The organism is Rhizobium sp. SEMIA 4085, assembly GCF_013004495.1.
GTDB classification, from domain to species: Bacteria; Pseudomonadota; Alphaproteobacteria; order Rhizobiales; family Rhizobiaceae; genus Rhizobium; species Rhizobium gallicum.
Map to the genome: position 1 here is coordinate 1 of NZ_JABEPH010000030.1, position 19721 is coordinate 19721.

Annotated in this window: 15 protein-coding genes and 1 pseudogene; 10 read left to right on the forward strand and 6 right to left on the reverse strand. The window is 59.5% G+C overall.

Annotated features, from left to right (window positions below; all coding sequences use genetic code 11):
- Positions 1-151: 151 nt before the first annotated feature.
- Positions 152-1441, reverse strand: a complete 1290-nt coding sequence (locus C9413_RS05290) for an ABC transporter substrate-binding protein (RefSeq protein ID WP_039843459.1) — start codon at positions 1439-1441, stop codon at positions 152-154.
- 139 nt (positions 1442-1580) lie between these two features.
- On the opposite strand from C9413_RS05290, the gene C9413_RS05295 reads away from it, so the two are divergent.
- The 3 genes and pseudogenes from C9413_RS05295 to C9413_RS05305 all read left to right on the forward strand — a co-directional run bounded on the left by C9413_RS05295 (position 1581) and on the right by C9413_RS05305 (position 5479).
- Positions 1581-2609 carry a LacI family DNA-binding transcriptional regulator gene (locus tag C9413_RS05295; RefSeq protein WP_039843460.1) on the forward strand — a complete coding sequence of 343 codons (1029 nt, stop codon included), beginning with the start codon at positions 1581-1583 and terminating at the stop codon, positions 2607-2609.
- A 9-nt stretch (positions 2610-2618) separates the two neighbouring features.
- Positions 2619-4472, forward strand: a pseudogene (locus C9413_RS05300) (DUF2264 domain-containing protein).
- Complete coding sequence (locus C9413_RS05305; protein WP_039843461.1) at positions 4469-5479, forward strand: hydroxyacid dehydrogenase; 1011 nt, start codon at positions 4469-4471, stop codon at positions 5477-5479. The pseudogene C9413_RS05300 and the gene C9413_RS05305 overlap by 4 nt, the downstream one beginning before the upstream one ends.
- 2 nt (positions 5480-5481) lie before the next feature.
- Here C9413_RS05305 and C9413_RS05310 read toward each other — a convergent pair whose 3' ends face one another.
- From C9413_RS05310 to C9413_RS05330, 5 genes are all read right to left on the reverse strand, one after another.
- Positions 5482-6756: a Gfo/Idh/MocA family oxidoreductase gene (locus tag C9413_RS05310; RefSeq protein ID WP_039843462.1), complete on the reverse strand. Its 1275-nt coding sequence runs from the start codon at positions 6754-6756 to the stop codon at positions 5482-5484.
- A 37-nt stretch (positions 6757-6793) separates the two neighbouring features.
- Positions 6794-7624, reverse strand: a complete 831-nt coding sequence (locus C9413_RS05315; RefSeq protein WP_039843463.1) for a sugar phosphate isomerase/epimerase family protein — start codon at positions 7622-7624, stop codon at positions 6794-6796.
- Between the two features lie 27 nt (positions 7625-7651).
- Positions 7652-8815, reverse strand: a complete 1164-nt coding sequence (locus C9413_RS05320) for a dihydrodipicolinate synthase family protein (protein ID WP_039843464.1) — start codon at positions 8813-8815, stop codon at positions 7652-7654.
- Position 8816: 1 nt separating this feature from the next.
- Positions 8817-9965, reverse strand: coding sequence for a Gfo/Idh/MocA family oxidoreductase (locus C9413_RS05325; protein WP_039843465.1), 1149 nt, complete (start codon positions 9963-9965; stop codon positions 8817-8819).
- A 132-nt stretch (positions 9966-10097) separates the two neighbouring features.
- A complete protein-coding gene (locus C9413_RS05330; protein ID WP_039843466.1) occupies positions 10098-10775 on the reverse strand; it encodes a TetR/AcrR family transcriptional regulator in 678 nt (225 codons plus the stop codon).
- 207 nt (positions 10776-10982) lie between these two features.
- Here C9413_RS05330 and C9413_RS05335 point away from each other — a divergent pair, with 207 nt between their 5' ends.
- The 7 genes from C9413_RS05335 to C9413_RS05365 all read left to right on the forward strand — a co-directional run bounded on the left by C9413_RS05335 (position 10983) and on the right by C9413_RS05365 (position 19706).
- Positions 10983-12269 (forward strand): ABC transporter substrate-binding protein, encoded by a 1287-nt coding sequence (locus C9413_RS05335; RefSeq protein ID WP_039843467.1) that lies wholly within the window; start codon positions 10983-10985, stop codon positions 12267-12269.
- 5 nt (positions 12270-12274) lie between these two features.
- Positions 12275-13237: a sugar ABC transporter permease gene (locus C9413_RS05340; RefSeq protein ID WP_039843468.1), complete on the forward strand. Its 963-nt coding sequence runs from the start codon at positions 12275-12277 to the stop codon at positions 13235-13237.
- Entirely contained in the window at positions 13230-14117 is an 888-nt protein-coding gene (locus C9413_RS05345; RefSeq protein WP_039843469.1) for a carbohydrate ABC transporter permease, read from the forward strand. Before C9413_RS05340 ends, C9413_RS05345 begins: the two co-directional genes overlap by 8 nt.
- A gap of 18 nt (positions 14118-14135) precedes the next feature.
- Entirely contained in the window at positions 14136-15209 is a 1074-nt protein-coding gene (locus C9413_RS05350) for a Gfo/Idh/MocA family oxidoreductase (RefSeq protein WP_039843470.1), read from the forward strand.
- A gap of 23 nt (positions 15210-15232) precedes the next feature.
- Positions 15233-16309 (forward strand): sn-glycerol-3-phosphate ABC transporter ATP-binding protein UgpC, encoded by a 1077-nt coding sequence (gene ugpC / locus C9413_RS05355; protein ID WP_039843471.1) that lies wholly within the window; start codon positions 15233-15235, stop codon positions 16307-16309.
- A gap of 69 nt (positions 16310-16378) precedes the next feature.
- A complete protein-coding gene (locus C9413_RS05360; RefSeq protein ID WP_039843472.1) occupies positions 16379-17254 on the forward strand; it encodes a phosphotransferase in 876 nt (291 codons plus the stop codon).
- Position 17255: 1 nt separating this feature from the next.
- On the forward strand, positions 17256-19706 hold the full coding sequence (locus C9413_RS05365; RefSeq protein WP_039843473.1) for an FAD-dependent oxidoreductase: 2451 nt from the start codon (positions 17256-17258) through the stop codon (positions 19704-19706).
- Positions 19707-19721 lie beyond the last annotated feature (15 nt).

Below are 19721 nucleotides of genomic sequence, written 5' to 3' on the forward strand. Positions count from 1 at the left end.
AGCGGAGATGGGTAGAAGAGGCAGGGGCCGGAGCCCCGCAACCAACGCTCAATAAAGAGGCCCGCCAGGCTGAACTGACCCGTGAAAGTTGGACATCAACGGTCAGGGGTCAGTTTACGAGGGCGGGCCTTCCGGGAGGAGAAACCTGGATTCAGCTTCTGATCGTTGCCTTGCCTTGTTCCACCAGGCGAGCGGCGGCATCGGCGGGCGTCGTGCGTTCGAACGCGAGCTCGTCAGCGAGGGGCCGAAGGACGCGCTGGTCGAATTCCGTCGCGCCAAGTGGGGCAGGAGCCGGGTAATCGCCGACCTGATCCTTAAGAAGGTTGACGTACTTGACGGTATCCTGCTCCGTCGGGTTAAGGTTCGGCAGGATCGCCTCGCGTACGGTCGCCGACATCGGCACGCCCCGTTCCACTCCCAGGATCTTGCCGGCGTCGATGTCGTTGACGAAGAAGTCGATGAACTTGGCGGCCGCTTCGCCGTTCTTCGTCGTCGCTCCGATGCTCCAGATAAGCGCGGGACGGTAGTAATGGCCGGAGGGACCACCCTTCCTTTCGCGCGGTAGCATAGTGATCGCCAGTTTGTTCTTCGAGATCAACTGATAGCCGACGAGCTGGTTTGAATAGGCCATGCCGATCGCCGATTTGCCAAGCGCCAGGCAGTTGGTGTCGATGGTGTTCTGGTCGAGCGTCTGTACATCCGCCGCGACCGTGCCACCCTTCTTGCGCAGGTCCTCCCAGAAGCTGTACCACTCCTTGGCGTCCTCGACGTCGAAGCCCAGGCTGCCATTGGCGTAAAGGCTCTTGCCGCGCTGGCGCAGCCAGGCATCGAAAACATAGGCATAGCGCGCGCCGTAAGGGCCGCCCCAGTAATTGTCCTTGCCGGCAGCTTTTGTAAGCTCGACGGCCAGTTTGGCATATTCGTCCCAGGTGAGGTCTGGCGTCGGCAAGGGAAGTCCAGCCTTTTCAAAGATGGTCTGATCGAAAAAGAGCGCAAAGGAGTTAAGGCCGAGGCCGATGCCATAGAGCTTGCTGTCGACGGTCGTCAGCTTCAGCATATCCTTGCCGAAGGTATCGACCTTGAGCGCCGAGGGAACGAACTCGTCGAGGGGCAAGCAGGCCCCGCGCTTCGAGTAATCGGAGATCGTGCTGGGCTCGAGCTGGAACACATCGGCGATCGCGCGGCCAGCCATCTGCGTCGCGAGCTTCGTCCAATAGCCGTCGCCGCTGAGCGACTCGCCGACGATGGTGACGCCCGGCGTCTTGGCCTGATAGAGCTTTGCAACCTCCAGCGTACGCTTGGCGCGGTCGTTAGAACCCCACCACATGGCACGCAGTTGCGCGTCTTCGGCAAATGCCGGGATGGCACTCCCAGCGCCGAATGCGAGGCCCGTAGCCACACCGGCCGAGCCCATCAGAAATGAACGTCGATTGATCTGCATGATGATCCTCCTTTGTCGCCTGCCCGTGCCGTCCTCCAACGGTTCTCGAGCATGTCTGGGGTAGAGTACGCAAATAATTTCGGTTTGCAACAAATTATATTATCATTGCAAATTTGCATGATTTGCATATGTTTGAGTTATGAACGAAATCAAACCCAGACGGCTGCGTCAGGCCGACATCGCAGCCTTAGCAGGCGTCTCCGTTTCGACGGTTTCACGCGTGCTTGCCAACGAGCCAGGCATAAGCGAAAGCGTGCGCGAGCATATTCTGAGGGTGGCGGCCGAGCATGGATACCAGGTGAGGTCTGCTCCGGAAGCGGTTCCGGGCGGACTTGCGCTGATTGCCAGCGATGGCGTCACGGGCGGACTGAGCGTTTTCTACGAATCCATCGTCGAGGGTCTGCGCACAGCGGCAGCCGAGCACGGTATGTCGTTTGAGGTTCGCCTCATCCGGGAAGACCGCGCGACGCCCGAGGTCATTCGCGACTATTTAAAGTCGGCGCGTGCCGAGGGTCTCTTTCTCGTCGGCATTGATCCGAGTGGGGCTTTGCGCGGCTGGATCGACGACGAGAAAGTTCCGGTTGTCCTCGTCAACGGGACGGATCCTCAGCTCCGACTCGACGGTGTTTCGCCTTCCAATTTTTTCGGTGCCTTCCAGGCTGCCCAGCGGCTGCTGAAGGCCGGCCACCGCCGCATCCTCCATCTGACCGGTTCCCACCGCAATACGATCCGCGAGCGTGTTCGCGGTTTCGAGGCGGCGATAACCTCGGTCCCGGATGCCGAAGGCCGGCTTGTGCCGATGACGTTTCATGGCAGTGCCAGCCGCGAGGCGCATGAGCTGACGGCGGCGATTCTTGCGGAGAACGCCGGCTTCACTGCCGCCTTCTGCATGAACGATTTTATTGCAGTCGGTGTCTTGGAAGCCGTCACGGAAGCTGGCCTTCGGGTGCCGGAAGACTTTGCGATCGTCGGTTTCGACGATCTGCCCTGCGCATTGATGACCAATCCGCCGCTTTCCACCATGCGCGTCGATCGTGCGGCGCTTGGCCGGGAGGCGATCGGTCTGATGATGTCGCGTTTCCGCGACCGGGCGGCCCCCGCCCGTCATGTATGCCTCGGGGTCATCCCCGTTGCCGGGGGCACAGTATCTGATGTTGCAACCTCATGAGTGATTCCGATGACCTATGATCCGGCCAGCGCCAATCCGCTTGCAGGCAACCCGCTCGAAACCCGCGAGGACATGGGCCGCGCGCTTCTCGATCTCTTCGATCCACTGCTGCCTTACTTTTCGAAGGGCAATGCCCGCGTGCGGCTGGATGGCGCTGGCGCACATTTCGATCGTGCCGCGGCCGATCTGGAAGGCTTCGCCCGGCCTCTGTGGGGTCTTGCTCCTTTGGGTGCGGGAAACGGCCGCTTCGAGCATTGGAAACGTTTCGCCGAAGGCCTCGCAAATGGCGCCGATCCGCAGCATCCGGAATATTGGGGCACGGTCAACGGCCGCGACCAGCGCATGGTGGAGCTTGCCGCGCTCGGTTTTGCGCTGGCGCTTGTCCCGGAAAAGATCTGGGAGCCATTAGATGGTCATGCCCGGAACAACGTCATCGCCTATCTCAAGCACGCGCGCCAGTTTGACTACGCCGACAACAACTGGAAGTTCTTCCGCATCTTCGTCGATATAGCGCTTGACCGATTGGGAGCGGATTTCGATCGCAGCCTCACTAGGCAATATCTGTAAGAGCTGGAGTGCTTCGATATCGGCGATGGCTGGTATCGCGACGGCAATGTGCGCCGTATCGATCACTACATTCCCTTCGCGATGCACTTTTACGGCCTGATTTATTCGAAGCTTGTCGATGATGACTATGCCAAGCGATACCGCGAACGGGCAGTACTTTTTGCGAAGGATTTCAAGAACTGGTTTGCATCCGACGGTGCGACGATCCCCTTCGGCCGCAGCCTGACATACCGTTTCGCCTGCGCAGGTTTCTGGTCGGCGCTTGCCTTCGCCGACCTCGAAGCTTTGCCGTGGGGTGAAGTCAAGCATCTTTGCCTCCAGCATCTGCGCTGGTGGAGGGACAAGCCGATGACGAACCGAGACGGCATCCTTTCAATCGGTTTCGGCTATCCCAACCTGCTGATGTCGGAGAGTTATAATTCTGCAGGCTCGCCCTATTGGGCTTTCAAGGCCTTCTTGCCGCTCGCAATTCCAGCAGATCATCCGTTCTGGACGTCAAAGGAAACGGCGCCGGAAGCGGTCGCCGTCTCCCCGCAGCGCCATCCGGGCATGGTCATGATACGGGCGGGTGGCGATGTCGTGGCGCTTTCTTCCGGCCAGGAAAATTTGCAGATGCGTTTTGGAACGGAAAAATACGCAAAATTCGCATATTCAGCGCGCTACGGATTCAGTGTTGAGGCCGACGAGCGAAATTTCGCCGGCGGCGCTTTTGATTCGGCGCTGGCTTTCAGCGACGATGGATTGCATTACCGAGTTCGCGAGACAAATGCGGAAGCCAAGATTGCCGGTGACGTGCTTTATTCGAAGTGGTCGCCGTTCAAGGATGTCTCGGTCGAAACATGGCTCGTACCGGCTGCGCCCTGGCATATTCGCGTTCACAGGATCAATACGCCACGTGCGCTGCAGACGTCCGAAGGCGGCTTCGCGATCGCCAAACGGGATTTCGATCTTGATACGCTTTCGGTAGAAGCAGGTGCCGCGCATGTCATTGGAGAGAGTGATTTTTCCGGCATCGCCGATCTTGGCTCGACCGTGACGCGCACCGGCCTTGCGCAGAAAGCCTTGCCGAATACGAACCTCATTGTGGCAAAGACATTGGTGCCGCAGTTGCGCGGCGAAATCCCCGCAGGTGAGACCGTGCTGATCACGGCAGTGCTCGCAATCAATGATCCGCAAGCTGTTTCCGGGGCCTGGATGAAGCGCCCTGTTGTCCCGGACATCGGAGCTTTGGAGCAGCAGGTGAGGGAATACGGCGTGACGGTCAGCGCCATTGTCGCGCCGGGACAGATGCCATGAGCCGTCCCGGCATCGCGTTTGCCATGCATCCGGAACGCACCGAACATGTCGTCTCGGATGAGTTGCTTCAACGCCTGGAAGTCATCGGCCGCTTGCTCGACCGCGAGCCGCTGCAGAATTTCTCTGATGAGCGCGCCCGGCGCGTGCTCCCGGAGACGGAAATCCTCATTACAGGCTGGGGGGCGCCGCAGGTGGGCGGTGAGGTGCTTGCCGCAGCGAGGCGTTTGAAGATTGTCGCTCATGCGGCCGGCACCGTCAAAGGCATTATCGGTGAAGAGATTTTCAGGGCCGGGATTGCGGTCAGCCATGCCGCTGAAGCCAATGCCGCACCGGTCGCGGAGTTTACGCTCGCAGCCATTCTCTTTGCCGGCAAACAGGTTTTCCGCTTCCGCGACCGTTACGTGACAGACCGCAACCGTGACCGCACCCATCCGATGCAGCGTTTGGCGATCGGCAACTACCGGCGCACGGTCGGCATCATTGGTGCATCGCGGATCGGCCGTCGCGTCATCAAGTTGCTGGAGCCGTTTGACTACCGGCTTGTCCTTTTCGATCCGACGATTAGCATGGCTGAAGCCCAAGGGCTTGGAGCAGAGAAGGTCGAGCTGGATACTCTCATGAGGGTTTCCGACATCATTTCGCTTCACGCGCCGTCTCTGCCTTCCACGCAGCATATGATCGATGCGGACAGACTGGCTTTGATGAAGGACGGCGCAACTCTTATCAACACGGCTAGGGGCGCAATCATCGATGAAGCTGCGCTGCTGGCGACGCTTGCAACCGGCCGCATCGATGCCATCATCGATGTAACGGACCCGGAAATTCCCGAGCCTTCATCGGCCTTTTACGATCTGCCGAATCTGTTCCTGACGCCCCATATTGCAGGCGCCGTCGGACTGGAGCGCATGCGCCTCGGCGAAATGGCGGCGGACGAGATCGAACGTTTCTTAAAGGGCGAGCCGCTTCGTTATGGCGTCACCCTTGCGGATCTCGAAAAGATGGCCTGAGCCTATTCGACCCTGCGGGAATTCGGCGAGTCGTCATTGGCAAGCTCAGGCATCAGATCGGCGAGATTGACGACTTTGCCGGTGCGGGAACTCTGAAGCGCTGCAATGCCGCAAAGCACCGACATGGCCCCGGCACGCGTTCCCGCACGCTGATGAAGCCTGTCCTGCATGTCCGGCTTGAAGATCATATTGCGCATCCGGTCGTCCCCGCCGTAGTGGCCGCCGGACGAATGCGGCACGATGATACGCTCGACCGCCTCCTTCCCATTGGGGAAATTCCGGATCAGCAGGATCTCATCCTCTTTCTTCACCTCCCAGGGTTGGGCTTCATGCTGGCGGATTTCGATTCGGCCTTTGGTGCCGTTGAATGCCAGATGGTGGCCTTCGATCGGCTGGAAGGTGTTCAGCGAATAGGAGACATGCACGTTGTTTCGATAGCGGATGCTGACGACCATCGTGTCCGGAATGTCGATATCCTCGCGGAAGACGCAGCCGTCGCGAAAGTATCCGTCGATCTTCGACGGTTCCTCGTAGAGTGCGTCCAGGAAGGGATCTGCCTCCAGATCGAGATAGTAGTCGCATTCATGGGTGTGCGGACAGAGCTTGCAGCGTGGGCCGCGGAAGGGGCCTTTGCGGCCGTAATTCTGTAGGTCGGCGAAGGACGTCACGGCTTCGGGATCGCTGTCGAGATACCAGTTCAGCAGATCGAAATGGTGCGTGGCCTTGTGGACGAAGAGGCTGCCGGAATTTTCGGTATAGGCGTGCCAGCGACGGAAATAGTCGGCGCCGTGTTTCGTGTTCAGATACCAGTGGAAATCGACCGAACTGATGCGGCCGATCTCGCCGGAATTGAGCAATTCCTTGATTTTGGCTGCGGTCGGCGCATAGCGGTAGTTGAATGACACGTCGACGCGCCTGCCGGTGCGCTTCTCGGCGTCGATGATGCGGCGAATCTTGTCGACTGCGGTCGTCATCGGTTTTTCGGTGATGACGTCGATCCCGGCCTCCAGCGCCCGAACGACGATCGCATCATGCGTTTGATCCGGCGTGCAGACGATGACAAGGTCCGGTTTGACCTCGGCCAGCATCGCATCGATATCCTCGTAGATCGGTGCATTGCTGCCGATCATCGTGCGGGCGCGCTCGCCGCGAAGAGAGTTCTTTTCGACGATCGCGACGAGATCGACATGTTCGCGCCAACCGGCGAGCAGTTCTTTGCCCCACATGGTGGTTCCGCGATTTCCTGTCCCGATCAGTGCAAAACGGCGTTTCTCCATCGAATGATCCTCCTCAGGCGTGCTGAAATGTATCGAACTATGCTTGGCAGCAGCTATGGTATCGCTCGACGCAGGTCGCGATGACCTCGTCCGCTGGCCGTTTCCACCAATTCTCTGCCGAAAAGATTTCGACCTCCTGCGCGCCGAGGAAGCCTGCCTTCTCGATCATGCGCCGGATGCCTTTGAGATCGATCACGCCATCGCCCATCATGCCGCGGTCGGTTAGCATGTCCTTTGTCGGCACCAGCCAGTCGCAGATATGATGCGCGAAGATACGCTTCATCTGGCCGGCGCGCGCGATCTGGTTGGCGAGATCCGGATCCCACCAGACATGGTAGACGTCGATTGCAACGCCGACGTTTTCGCCCAGCTGCTCACACATATCGAGCGCGTGAGCGAGCGTGTTCACGCAGGCTCGGTCGGCCGCATACATCGGATGCAGGGGTTCGATTGCCAACGGCATGCCGGCGGCTTCTGCATGCGGCGATACCGCAGCGATACCGTCGGACACCATCTGGCGCGCTGCGCCGATGTCCTTGGAACTGCCCGGCAGCCCGCCGACGACGAGCACGAGGCAATCGGCACCGAGCGCGGCAGCCTCATCGATTGCGCGCCTGTTGTCGTCGAGGTTCCTCTGCCATCCCGCCTCGTTTTCCGCCGGAAAGAAACCGCCGCGACAAAGGCCGGTCAGCTTCAGTCCGTTCGATTTGACGATGCGAACGGCCTCGGCGAGTCCAACTTTCGCGACCTGCTCCCGCCAGGGTGCGATCCTGGTGATGCCGTGCTTCAGGCAGAGATCGACGGCTTGGCCAAATCCGCATTGTTCACGGATCGTCGCAAGGTTGATCGAAAGTCCTTCGACCTGCATATGAATTCCTCCCGCTCCCGATCGGCGTCAGTAAACGCCATGAACGGCGAGCACGCGCTTCATGCGGTTGACCGCCATATCGGGATCGGCAAGTACGCGCGCCTTGTCCGCCAGCCGGAAAAGCTCCGCGAGATGCGTCAGTGAACGCGTGCTCTGCTGCCCGCCGATCATCGTGAAGTGGTCCTGCAGGCCGTTGAGATAGGCAAGGAAGACGACGCCAGTCTTGTAGAAGCGCGTCGGCGCCTTGAAGATGTGACGTGAAAGCGGAACGGTCGGATCGAGCAAGTCGAAGAACTCGCGGTTGCTCTTGCGGCCGAGTGCTTCCATAGCGGCGGAGGCGGCCGGAGCAATGGCATCGAAGATGCCGAGCAGGGCGTCGGAGTGCCCCTGTTCGTCGCCGGCTATCAGTTCCGCATAGTTGAAGTCGTCGCCGGTATACATGCGCACGCCCTTCGGCAGTTGCCGGCGCATTGCGATTTCCTTCTCCTTGGAAAGCAGGGAAACCTTAATGCCGTCGACCTTTGCGGCATTGGCCTCGATCACTTGCAGGCAGGTGGACATGGCCTTGACGTGATCCGGATTACCCCAATAGCCTTCCAGCGCCGGGTCGAACATCTCGCCCAGCCAGTGGATGACGACCGGTTCTTTCACCTGCCGCAGGATGCGGTCATAGACGCGGATGTAATCGTCCGGCCCTCTCGCAGCTGCCGCAAGCGCGCGGCTTGCCATCAGGATGATGCGCCCGCCCTCTGCCTCGACGGCTTCGATCTGTTCTTCGTAGGCCCTGATGATCGTGTCGATCGTCACGTCGGGACCGGGCGCCAGATGATCGGTACCGGCGCCGCAGGCGATCAGTGCATCCTTGCGAGTGCGTGCTTCGGCAAGAGCTCGGCGAATGAGATCGCGCGCTTCGGGCCAGCCAAGTCCCATACCGCGCTGCGCCGTGTCCATCGCTTCGGCAACGCCGAGGCCGAGGTCCCAAAGGCGGTGGCGGAAGGCGAGGGTCCGTTCCCAATCGATGGCAGGCGTCAACCATGGATCGTTGTCCGCCAGCGGGTCGGCGACGACATGGGCAGCGGCAAAGACCACGCGCGGAAAATCTTTCGCATCACGCTTCTTGAGCTCGATTGGCGTTCCGGTCAGCGTATAGGGGGCGATCCTGCCGTCGAGGGGAAGATTGATCGTCTGCATATCAGAACTCCAATGCCGGAACGTCGAGCCAGCGGCGCTCGGCCCAAGATCTCAGGCCCAACTCCGCAAGCTGGACGCCCTTGGCGCCCGCCTCTAGGCCGTAGGGCCAGGGGGCGTCTTCGGCGACATGGCGCAGGAACATTTCCCACTGCACCTTAAAACCGTTGTCGAATGCCTGCGTATCCGGCACCTCGTCCCATGTCTGGTAGAAGTCGATCGTTTGCGGCTGGTCCGGATTCCACACCGGCTTCGGCGTATTGACCCGATGCTGCGTCCAGCATTTCGTAAGACCGGCGACGGCAGAACCGTGCGTGCCGTCTACCTGGAAGGTCACGAGATCGTCGCGGCGCACGCGAACGGCCCAGGACGAATTGATCTGCGCGATGACGCCGCCTTCAAGCTCGAAGGTAGCATAAGCCGCATCATCCGTATCGCAGGCGTAGGTCTTTCCCTGCTCGTCGACGCGGCTGCCAATATGCGTTGCGCCGAGGCAGGAAACCGCTTTCACCTCGCCGAAAAGATTGTCGAGCACGTAGCGCCAGTGGCAGAGCATGTCGAGGATAATGCCGCCGCCATCGCCCTTGCGGTAGTTCCAGGACGGCCGCTGCGCCGGAACGCCCCAATCGCCCTCGAAAACCCAATAGCCGAACTCGCCGCGCACCGAGAGGATCTTGCCGAAGAAACCGGAATCGCGCAGCAGCGCCAGCTTGCGAAGACCCGGCAGGAAGAGTTTGTCCTGCACGACACCGTGCTTGAGGCCGGAGGCTCGCGCTTTCCGTGCAAGGTCAACGGCCACTTGCAGGTCGTCGGAGATCGGCTTTTCGCAATAGACGTGCTTGCCGGCATCGAGTGCCTTGGAAAGCAGCTCGGCGCGCATCAATGTCGTTCCGGCATCGAAGAAAATCTGGTCGTCCGGGTTGGCGAGCGCTCCGTCCAGATCTGTCGACCAGCGCTTGATATTGTGCTTCTTCGCCAACTCTTCCATCTTGTCGCGGTTGCGGCCGACGATGATCGGGTCGATCTCCAGCCGCTCGCCGGATTTCAAATACAAACCGCCCTGGTCGCGGATGGCCAGGATCGATCGCACTAGGTGCTGGTTGTAGCCCATGCGGCCTGTAACGCCGTGCAAAATGATCCCCAGACGAGCCATCTTATTTCTCCCTGCCAAATTGTCGAACGGCGGGAGCGGGCGTTGCCCGGCCCTCCCAAGCCAGTAACTAAACGGTTACTTGATGGCAGATCGGAAGCGGGGCTGTCAATAGTCAAATCAAATTTTGAATTTTCAGCGCTTGATCGAAGCGAGGGTCACGTGGACGATATGCTGTTCCCAACTGTCGAGATTTGAGGGCTCAATCAGTTCGCGCCCGAAGATCGTCGAAAGCGTATGTTGGTTCGAAAGGTAGAAGTATCCGAGCGACGCGATCGTTAGATAGACGTGAAGGGGATCGGCGTTCTCGATGAAGACGCCTTCCTTCTTGCCGCGCTCTAGGACCCGCGCGAGCTCACCGATCAGGTGAGAATGCAATTCCTTGAGCCGGACGGATTGGCGAAGCCAGCGGGCGCGGTGCAAGTTTTCCGTACCGAGCAGGCTTAAAAACTCCGGATGCTTGAGGAAATAGCGCCAGGTGAAGAGAGCAAGCTCGCCGATTCCTTCTTCCGGGCTGCGGTCGCCGATATGCAGGGCACGCTCCGCTGTACGGATGCCGACATAAGCCTCCTCCAGCACACGTAGGTAGAGCTGCTCCTTGTCGCCAAAATAGTGATAGAGCATGCGCTTATTGGTGCCGGCCCGCTCGGCAATTGCGTCGACGCGCGCCCCGCCCATGCCGTTTTCGGCAAATTCGCGGGTAGCTGCTTCCAGGATCGCGGCCTTGGTTCTTTCGGGGTCGCGTTGCAATACGCGATCACCGGCCACCCGCTTGGCTTTTTTCTTTTCCCCGGTCTCGCCGCTATTATCCATCCGCTCATCTCCCCAGACGCTCTGTTGCGCTCATAAGGCTTCGGTGCGAGATTGTAAAAGCGACAATCCGGGAGGAGAACCTCGCGAAATTATCACCGCTTGACAGGCCCGATGCTTGTCCATAGCTTGTAACCAATTAGTTATTTGTTGCAAGAGAAACCAGCAAGGAGCGTGTGGAGGCGCTCCCCAAGGGAGGAGGAAAAACAGATGACACTACGCGTAAGCAGACGTAATTTCATGGCGGGCGGGGCAACGCTTCTCTCGCTTTCGGCACTTGGTTCCAATGCCTTTGCGCAGGATACACGACTGCGTCTGCTGTGGTGGGGATCCCAGCCACGTGCAGATCGCACCAACAAGGTATCGGAACTCTACAAGGCAAAGAATCCGGGCACGTCGATAACCGGCGAGTTTCTCGGTTGGGGTGATTATTGGCCTCGCCTCGCCACGCAGGTCGCTGGCAAGAATGCCCCCGATGTTATCCAAATGGATTACCGTTACATCGTCGAGTATGCACACCGCGGCGCACTTGCGCCTCTCGATTCCTACATGCCGTCGAAGCTCAATCTAGGTGACTTTGACAAGGCGCAGATCGAGGGCGGCAGCGTCGATGGGCATCTTTATGGTGTGAGTCTGGGTGCGAATTCGGCGGCCACCATGCTGAGCAAGACCGCCTTCGAGGAAGCGGGCATCGATCTTCCGACAAAGGCAACGACCTGGGAAGAGTTTGGCAAGATGGCAGCCGAACTGACCAAGGCCGGCAAGCGTAAAGGCATGTTCGGAATGGCCGATGGCAGCGGTGGGGAGCCGCTTTTCGAAAACTACCTCCGCCAACGCGGAAAGGCGCTTTATACTGCTGATGCGAAGATTGGCTTTGGCGTCGAAGAGGCATCCGAATGGTTTGATATGTGGAACAAGTTCCGTGAAAGCGGTGCATGCGTTCCGCCCGACATTCAGGCTTTGGACAAGAACGACATCGAGACCAATACGCTGACCCTTGGCAAGTCTGCCGCTGGTTTCGCGCACTCGAACCAATTCGTGGCATACCAGCAGATGAACAAGGACAAGCTCACTCTGGCAAACCACATGCGAGTGACAAAGGATTCGAAGGGCGGCCACTACCGCAAGCCTTCCATGTTCTTCTCGGTTTCAGCTCAGTCGAAAGTGGTCGATCAGGCAGTCGATTACGTGAACTTCTTCGTCACGAACCCGGATGCAGCACTGGCGCTGGGTGTTGAACGCGGCATTCCGGAATCGGCAGCGATGCGTGAGGTCGTGGCAGCCAAGCTCGACGCTGTCGGGAAAGTGCCGCTGGAATACGTCTCCGGCCTCGGCGATCTCGCCGGCAAGTTGCCACCGCCGCCGCCTGCGGGTGCCGGTGAGGGTGAGCTCACGCTTCGAAACATCTCTGAGCAGGTCGGCTTCGGGCAGTTGACAGCGGCAGACGGCGCCAAGCAGCTCGTGGACGAACTTACGCGCATTCTCGCGCGGGGCTGATCCATATGAATAATGCGATGCGCACGATGCCTGCAGAGGCGGCGACGGTAGAACGGTATCGGGGGGCGGTGGCCGACAGCCGGTTCAGGCGGCTGTGGAATGCCAATGCTCCAGGCTATCTCTTCCTGCTGCCGTGGCTTCTGGGTTTCTTCGGGCTGACGTTCGGACCTGCCCTGATGTCGCTTTACCTATCCTTCACCGACTTCGACATGTTGAGGTCGCCGGGCTGGGTGGGCGCGGCAAACTACGTGCGCATCGCCACTGCCGATCCGAAATTCGCCTCGGCGATGTCGGTCACACTGACCTACGTGATGTTGGCCGTGCCCTTCAAGCTTGCTTTTGCGCTGATGGTTGCGCTGGCGTTGAACCGGGGCATCAAGGGCCTGCCAATCTATCGCGCTATCTTCTATCTGCCCTCGCTGCTCGGCGCGAGCGTGGCGATCGCCGTACTCTGGCGCCAGCTTTTTGCCGGTGACGGCCTGGTCAATGCGGCACTTGCACAATTTGGCATTCAGGGACCGAGCTGGATCTCGCATCCGAACTATTCAATCTATACGCTGGTTGCGCTGAGCGTCTGGCAGTTCGGCTCGCCGATGATCATCTTCCTTGCCGGTTTGCGTCAGATCCCGCAGGACATGTACGAAGCCGCCAGTCTCGATGGCGCGTCGAAGTTCCGGCAGTTCTACAAGATCACGCTGCCGCTTCTGACGCCGGTCATCTTCTTCAACGCCGTCGTGCAGACGATCGACGCCTTCAAGGCCTTCACGCCCGCCTTCATCATCTCCGGCGGCACCGGCGGCCCGATCAATTCGACGCTATTTTATACGCTATATCTCTACCAGGAAGCCTTCGGCAACTTCCGCATGGGCTATGCCTCGGCGCTTGCCTGGATTCTGGTGATCATTATCGCGATCTTCACCGCGTTCTCGTTCCTGTCCTCGCGTTACTGGGTGCACTACGATGACTGAGATGACTGCCATTGTCACCGCCCCGCAGCCGCCCTCGGACGTCAACAAGCGCAGCCTGCCGGGCTCGATCCTGGTCCATGCCCTGCTGATCGGCGGCTCGCTCCTGATGCTCTATCCGTTGCTTTGGATGGTTTCGGCTTCGGTGCGGCCGGAAAACGAAATCTTCACGTCAACGTCGATTTTTCCATCGTCCATTGATTTCTCATCCTATCTTCGTGGATGGGTCGGCCTCGATGTCAGCTTCGGTCGGTTCTTCTGGAACTCCCTGGTGATTTCGGTGCTGACGGTGGTCGGCAATGTCATTGCCTGTTCCCTCGCTGCCTTCGCCTTTGCGCGCTTGCGCTTTGCTGGCCGGAACTTCTGGTTCGCGATCATGCTCGGCACGCTGATGATCCCCTATCACGTGACGCTGATCCCGCAATATGTGCTCTTCCTGAACCTCGGTTGGGTCAATACCATCCTGCCGCTGGTGGTGCCGAAGTTCCTGGCAAGCGACGCCTTTTTCATTTTCCTCATGGTGCAGTTTTTCCGCGGCATCCCGCGCGAACTGGATGAGGCCGCGATGATGGACGGTTGCAGCGCTTGGCGCATCTATTGGAAGATCATGCTGCCGCTATCGCTGCCAGTGTTGGCAACAGCCGCAATCTTCTCTTTCATATGGACCTGGGACGATTTCTTCGGTCCGCTGATCTACCTGAATGACATGAACACCTACACGATCCAGCTCGGTCTGCGAACCTTCGTCGACTCGACCAGCGCATCGGATTGGGGCGGCCTATTCGCCATGTCGACGCTCTCGCTCGTGCCCGTCTTCTTCTTCTTCCTCTTCTTCCAGCGCCTGCTGATCGAAGGCATCGCCACGACCGGCATGAAGCGCTGATGCGGATGGGAAAGTGACATGAGCATCAAGACTGTTGCCATCGTCGGCTGCGGTATCGGGCGTTCTCACATCGTCGAGGGCTACCTGCCGCATCCGGATAAGTTCAGGGTCGCAGCCATCTGCGATCTCAATGAGGAGCGGCTGAAAGCGGTCGGCGACGAGTTTGGAATTGAGAAGCGTACGACGTCCTTTACGGAGCTTCTGGGCGACGACGAAATTGACATCATCGACATCTGCACACCACCCGGCATTCATCGTGAACAGGTCGTGGCAGCTCTTGCGGCGGGCAAGCATGTCGTCTGTGAAAAACCGCTCACCGGCTCCCTCGCCGCTGTTGATGAGATCGTGGAGGCTGAAAAAAGTGCCAAAGGCGCTCTGATGCCGATTTTTCAGTATCGTTATGGCGATGGCATCCAGAAGGCGAAATCTATCATCGACGCAGGCATAGCCGGCAAGTTCTACATGGGCGCTGTCGAGACCTTTTGGCTGCGCAAGCCCGAATATTACGCGGTTCCCTGGCGCGGCAAATGGGCAACTGAACTCGGCGGCGTACTCGTAACGCATGCGCTGCACCTGCACGATATGCTCTTCCATCTCGCAGGTCCGGCCGCCCGCGTTTTTGGCAGGGTTGCCACTCGCGTCAATAACATCGAGGTGGAAGATTGCGCCTCCGTCAGCCTTCAGATGCAGAATGGCGCCTTCGTTTCGCTTTCCTGCACGCTGGGTTCGCAGCAGCAGATCAGCCGGCTGCGGCTGCATTTCGAGAACGTTACTTTCGAAAGCAACCACGATCCCTACGCGCCGGGCAAGGGGCCGTGGCAGATCATCGCCGCAAACGACGAAGTGCAAGCAAGGATCGACGCTGCGGTTGGCGACTGGCGACCGGTTGCCCCCCGGTTCAACACGCAAATGGCCCGCTTTCATGACTACCTCAGCGGTCATGGCCCGCTGCCGGTCACCAGCGCCGATGCCCGGCGTGCGCTGGAGCTGGTAACAGCAATCTATCAATCGTCCGACAGCGGCGCAGACATAGCGCTGCCCATCGGTCGCGACAGCCCTAAATACGCCGACTGGCGTGCAAAAACGAGATAACGGACCAGGAGAGGGTTTAGAAGATGGCAACAAGTGTCGTTCTTCAGAAGGTCGAGAAGCGCTACGGGTCGCTGGATGTCATCCATGGCATCGACCTCACGATCGATCCCGGCGAGTTCGTGGTCTTCGTCGGCCCGTCCGGGTGCGGCAAGTCCACGCTGTTGCGCATGATCGCCGGCCTCGAGGAGATTTCAGGCGGCGGTCTGCTGCTCGACAACGAGCGCATGAACGAAGTGGCGCCTGCCAAGCGCGGCATCGCCATGGTCTTCCAGTCCTATGCGCTCTATCCGCATATGTCGGTCTACAAGAACCTCGCCTTTGGTCTTGAGACGGCTGGATACAAGAAGGCCCAGATCGAACCGAAGGTGCGCCGCGCCGCTGAAATCCTGCAGATCGAGAAGCTTCTGGAGCGCAAGCCGAAGGCCTTGTCCGGCGGTCAGCGCCAGCGCGTCGCGATCGGCCGCGCCATCGTGCGCGAGCCACGCATCTTTCTCTTCGACGAGCCGTTGTCGAACCTTGATGCGGAGCTGCGTGTTCAGATGCGCGTCGAAATTTCCCGCCTGCACCGCAATCTCGGCAACACGATGATCTATGTCACCCACGATCAGGTCGAAGCCATGACCATGGCGGACAAGATCGTGGTACTGAATTCGGGCCGCATCGAGCAGGTCGGCGCTCCGCTCGACCTTTACAACCATCCGGCAAATCGCTTCGTCGCAGGCTTCATCGGCAGTCCGAAGATGAACTTCCTGAAGGCGAAGATCGAGCGGGTCAATGACGGCGACACGACGATCAATGTCTGCGGCAATTCAATCCGCCTGCCGCGTCGCTTGAAAGGTTCGGCCGGTCAGGAGGTTACCTTCGGCATCCGTCCGGAACACTTGTCCGTGGCCGATGGCGGCATTGCACTTGCGACCGTCGACATCGACCTGGTCGAAAACCTTGGCGGCGCCACCATGCTCTATACGAAGACGCCGGACGGCCAGCACCTGACCGTGGCTCTCGACGGTCAGCAGAAGGTTGAGCGCGGAACGAATGTGACGGCGTCCTTCGACCCCGCCCGCTGTCATGTTTTCGATGCTTCGGGTGCCACGATATAAAGCCTGCTCTGCTTGACAGCCAAGCCTGCTCTGGCCCATCCTTTGCAGGTGGGTTGCGAGGGGGAAAGCGTGACGCCTGAAGATAGGATTCATGCACTCGGCATCTGGCACGGCCCGATCGAAATCGCACCGATTGCCGGCGGCATTACCAACCGGAACTATCTCGTAACCGATCGCATATCGCGCCGCGTCGTACGCCTCGGCGCCGATATTCCGGTTCATCATATCAGTCGCCAGAACGAGTTTGCAGCGAGCCAGGCAGCCTACGCTGCCGGACTTTCGCCCGCGGTCATCCATTATGAGCCCGGCGTGCTCGTCCTCGATTTCATCGAGGCGCGGGCTCTGATGGCGGAAGACATCCAGGATGCGCAAATGCTCGCCCGCATCGTGCCACTGGTTCGCGCCTGCCATCATGACATCGCCCTTCATTTCCGTGGCCAGGCGATGATCTTCTGGGTCTTCCATGTCATCCGCGACTATGCGGCCACTCTGATTGCCGCTGAAAGCGACCATGCGCCGATGCTTCCCGCGCTGCTCGAAAAGGCCGAACTGCTCGAGCAAACCGCCGGCCCTTTCGATATCGCCTTCGGCCATAACGACCTTCTCGCCGCGAACTTCCTTGATGACGGCAAGCGTCTCTGGCTGATCGATTGGGACTACGCGGGTTTCAACACGCCGCTCTTTGACCTCGGCGGCCTCGCCTCCAACAACGAGTTTTCGGAGGATGCCGAGCGGCAAATGCTGGAAACCTATTTCGGCCGGCCGCTGACGCGGGATCTCTGGCGGCGCTATAGCGCCATGAAATGTTCATCTCTGCTCCGCGAAACCCTTTGGAGCATGGTTTCCGAGATCCATTCGACCATCGATTTCAACTATGCGGCCTACACAGTCGAAAACCTCGCGCGCTTCGAGCGTGCCTACAAGGCATTTGAACAGGACCAGTAATATGGCGAAGGAATTACCGAAGACGGCGAAAGCTGTGGTCATCGGCGGCGGTATCATCGGTTGCTCGACGGCCTATCATTTGGGCAAGCTCGGCTGGACGGATACGGTGCTGCTCGAGCGAAAGAAGCTCACCTCCGGCACCACCTTCCATGCGGCGGGCCTCGTCGGCCAGCTGCGCACCAGCGCCAACATCACCCAGCTGCTTGGCTATTCTGTCGATCTTTACAAAAAACTTGAAGCCGAAACCGGTCTCGGCACCGGCTGGAAGATGAACGGTGGATTGCGGCTTGCCTGCAATGAAGAGCGGTGGACCGAGGTGAAGCGCCAGGCAACGACAGCGCAGTCTTTCGGCCTCGACATGCGATTGCTCACTCCGCTGGAAGCCTTCGAACTCTGGCCGCTGATGACGATCGACGACGTTGTGGGCGCAGCCTATCTGCCGACCGACGGCCAGGCCAATCCCTCCGACATCACGCAGGCGCTGGCAAAAGGCGCCCGGATGTCCGGCGTCTCGATCTTCGAGGATACGGAAGTTCTCGACCTGGAAATCGACAAAGGAAAGATCCGCGCCGTCATCACCGAAAAAGGCCGCATCGAATGCGAACGCGTCATCGTCTGCGCCGGTCAGTGGTCCCGGGCTTTCGCTGCCCGTTTCGGTGTCAACGTGCCGCTCGTCTCCGTCGAGCATCAGTACATCATCACCGAATCCTTCGGCGTGCCTTCCAATCTGCCGACGCTGCGCGATCCGGATCGCCTGACCTATTACAAGGAAGAAGTTGGCGGGCTCGTCATGGGCGGCTATGAGCCGAATCCAATCCCCTGGGCGGTGAATGGCATTCCCGAAGGTTTCCATTACACGCTGCTCGACAGCAATTTTGATCACTTCGAGCAGATCATGGAGCAGGCGCTGGAGCGGGTTCCAGGCTTGCAGAAGGCGGGGGTCAAACAGCTCTTGAACGGACCTGAGAGTTTCACGCCGGATGGCAATTTCATTCTCGGCGAAGCGCCGGAGCTGAGGAATTTCTTCGTCGGCGCCGGGTTCAACGCTTTCGGCATAGCCTCCGGCGGGGGTGCCGGCATGGCACTCGCCGAGTGGGTCGCCAAAGGTGAGCCGCCTTATGATCTCTGGCCGGTCGACATCCGCCGCTTCGGCCGCCCCCACTTCGATACCGACTGGGTGCGTACTCGCACGCTGGAGGCCTACGGCAAGCATTATACGATGGCCTGGCCTTTCGAAGAGCATTCGAGTGGTCGCCCCTGCCGCAAGTCGCCGCTTTACGATCGCCTCAAGGCTCAGGGCGCCTGCTTCGGCGAAAAGCTCGGCTGGGAGCGACCGAACTGGTTCGCCGATCTCTTTGCCGACGAGGAGCCGAAGGACGTCTATACCTACGGCCGTCAGAACTGGTTCGATGCCGTCGGCCGCGAGCACAAGGCCGTGCGCGAAGCGGCTGTCATCTTCGATCAAACATCTTTTGCAAAGTTTGTTCTGAAGGGGAGGGATGCAGAGGCCGCTCTTTCGTGGATCGCCTCGAATGATGTCGCCAAGCCCGCCGGATCGCTCACCTACACACAGATGCTGAACGACAAGGGGGGCATCGAATGCGACGTCACCGTCGCCCGCATCGCCGAGAACGAATTCTACATCGTTACCGGCACCGGCTTTGCCACTCGCGACTTCGATTGGATCGCCCGCAATATTCCGGCAGATATGCGGGCCGAGCTTGTCGATGTGACATCGGCCTATTCGGTTCTTTCCCTGATGGGGCCGAATTCCCGCGATGTCCTTGAGAAAGTCACCACCAGTGATGTGTCCAAGGCGGCCTTTCCGTTCAGCCGGGTAAAGACCATCGGCATCGTGGGCTGCCCCGTCAGGGCGTTGCGGATCACCTATGTCGGCGAATTGGGCTACGAACTCCATGTCCCTGTCGAATATGCAACGACGGTCTATGATGCCTTGATGGCTGCCGGGAGCGGTTTCGGTCTTGTCAATGCCGGCTACCGTGCCATCGAAAGCTGCCGTCTGGAAAAAGGCTATCGTGCTTGGGGTTCGGATATCGGCCCGGATCATACACCGATCGAGGCCGGGCTCGCCTGGGCAGTCAAAACGAGGAAGAACATCGACTTCCGTGGCCGCAAGGCGATCGAGCGCCAGCTTTCAGGGGGTGTGAAAAAGATGCTCGCCTGCGTCGTGCCGGACGATCCGGAGACCGTCCTTCTCGGGCGCGAAACCATTTATCGGAATGGCAAACGTGTCGGCTGGCTTTCCAGCGGCGGCTTCGGCTACACGATCGGCAAACCGATCGGCTACGGCTACATCCGCAATCCCGACGGCGTGACCGAGGATTTCGTGTTGTCGGGAACCTATGAACTGGACGTTGCGAGGGAGCGTATTCCCTGCACGGTGTCGCTGAAGCCGCTCTATGATCTTGAGATGAAGCGCATCAAGGCTTGATCGGCGTTTGCTATG

Bases quoted from the DNA above. Each gene is read 5' to 3' on its own strand.
- C9413_RS05315 (WP_039843463.1), bottom strand. From the start codon at position 7,624: ATGCAGGTCGAAGGACTTTCGATCAACCTTGCGACGATCCGTGAACAA.
- C9413_RS05305 (WP_039843461.1), top strand. From the start codon at position 4,469: ATGAGCCGTCCCGGCATCGCGTTTGCCATGCATCCGGAACGCACCGAA.
- C9413_RS05335 (WP_039843467.1), top strand. From the start codon at position 10,983: ATGACACTACGCGTAAGCAGACGTAATTTCATGGCGGGCGGGGCAACG.
- ugpC (WP_039843471.1), top strand. From the start codon at position 15,233: ATGGCAACAAGTGTCGTTCTTCAGAAGGTCGAGAAGCGCTACGGGTCG.
- C9413_RS05365 (WP_039843473.1), top strand. From the start codon at position 17,256: ATGGCGAAGGAATTACCGAAGACGGCGAAAGCTGTGGTCATCGGCGGC.
- C9413_RS05325 (WP_039843465.1), bottom strand. From the start codon at position 9,965: ATGGCTCGTCTGGGGATCATTTTGCACGGCGTTACAGGCCGCATGGGC.
- C9413_RS05340 (WP_039843468.1), top strand. From the start codon at position 12,275: ATGAATAATGCGATGCGCACGATGCCTGCAGAGGCGGCGACGGTAGAA.
- C9413_RS05320 (WP_039843464.1), bottom strand. From the start codon at position 8,815: ATGCAGACGATCAATCTTCCCCTCGACGGCAGGATCGCCCCCTATACG.
- C9413_RS05290 (WP_039843459.1), bottom strand. From the start codon at position 1,441: ATGCAGATCAATCGACGTTCATTTCTGATGGGCTCGGCCGGTGTGGCT.
- C9413_RS05330 (WP_039843466.1), bottom strand. From the start codon at position 10,775: ATGGATAATAGCGGCGAGACCGGGGAAAAGAAAAAAGCCAAGCGGGTG.
- C9413_RS05345 (WP_039843469.1), top strand. From the start codon at position 13,230: ATGACTGAGATGACTGCCATTGTCACCGCCCCGCAGCCGCCCTCGGAC.
- C9413_RS05350 (WP_039843470.1), top strand. From the start codon at position 14,136: ATGAGCATCAAGACTGTTGCCATCGTCGGCTGCGGTATCGGGCGTTCT.
- C9413_RS05310 (WP_039843462.1), bottom strand. From the start codon at position 6,756: ATGGAGAAACGCCGTTTTGCACTGATCGGGACAGGAAATCGCGGAACC.
- C9413_RS05295 (WP_039843460.1), top strand. From the start codon at position 1,581: ATGAACGAAATCAAACCCAGACGGCTGCGTCAGGCCGACATCGCAGCC.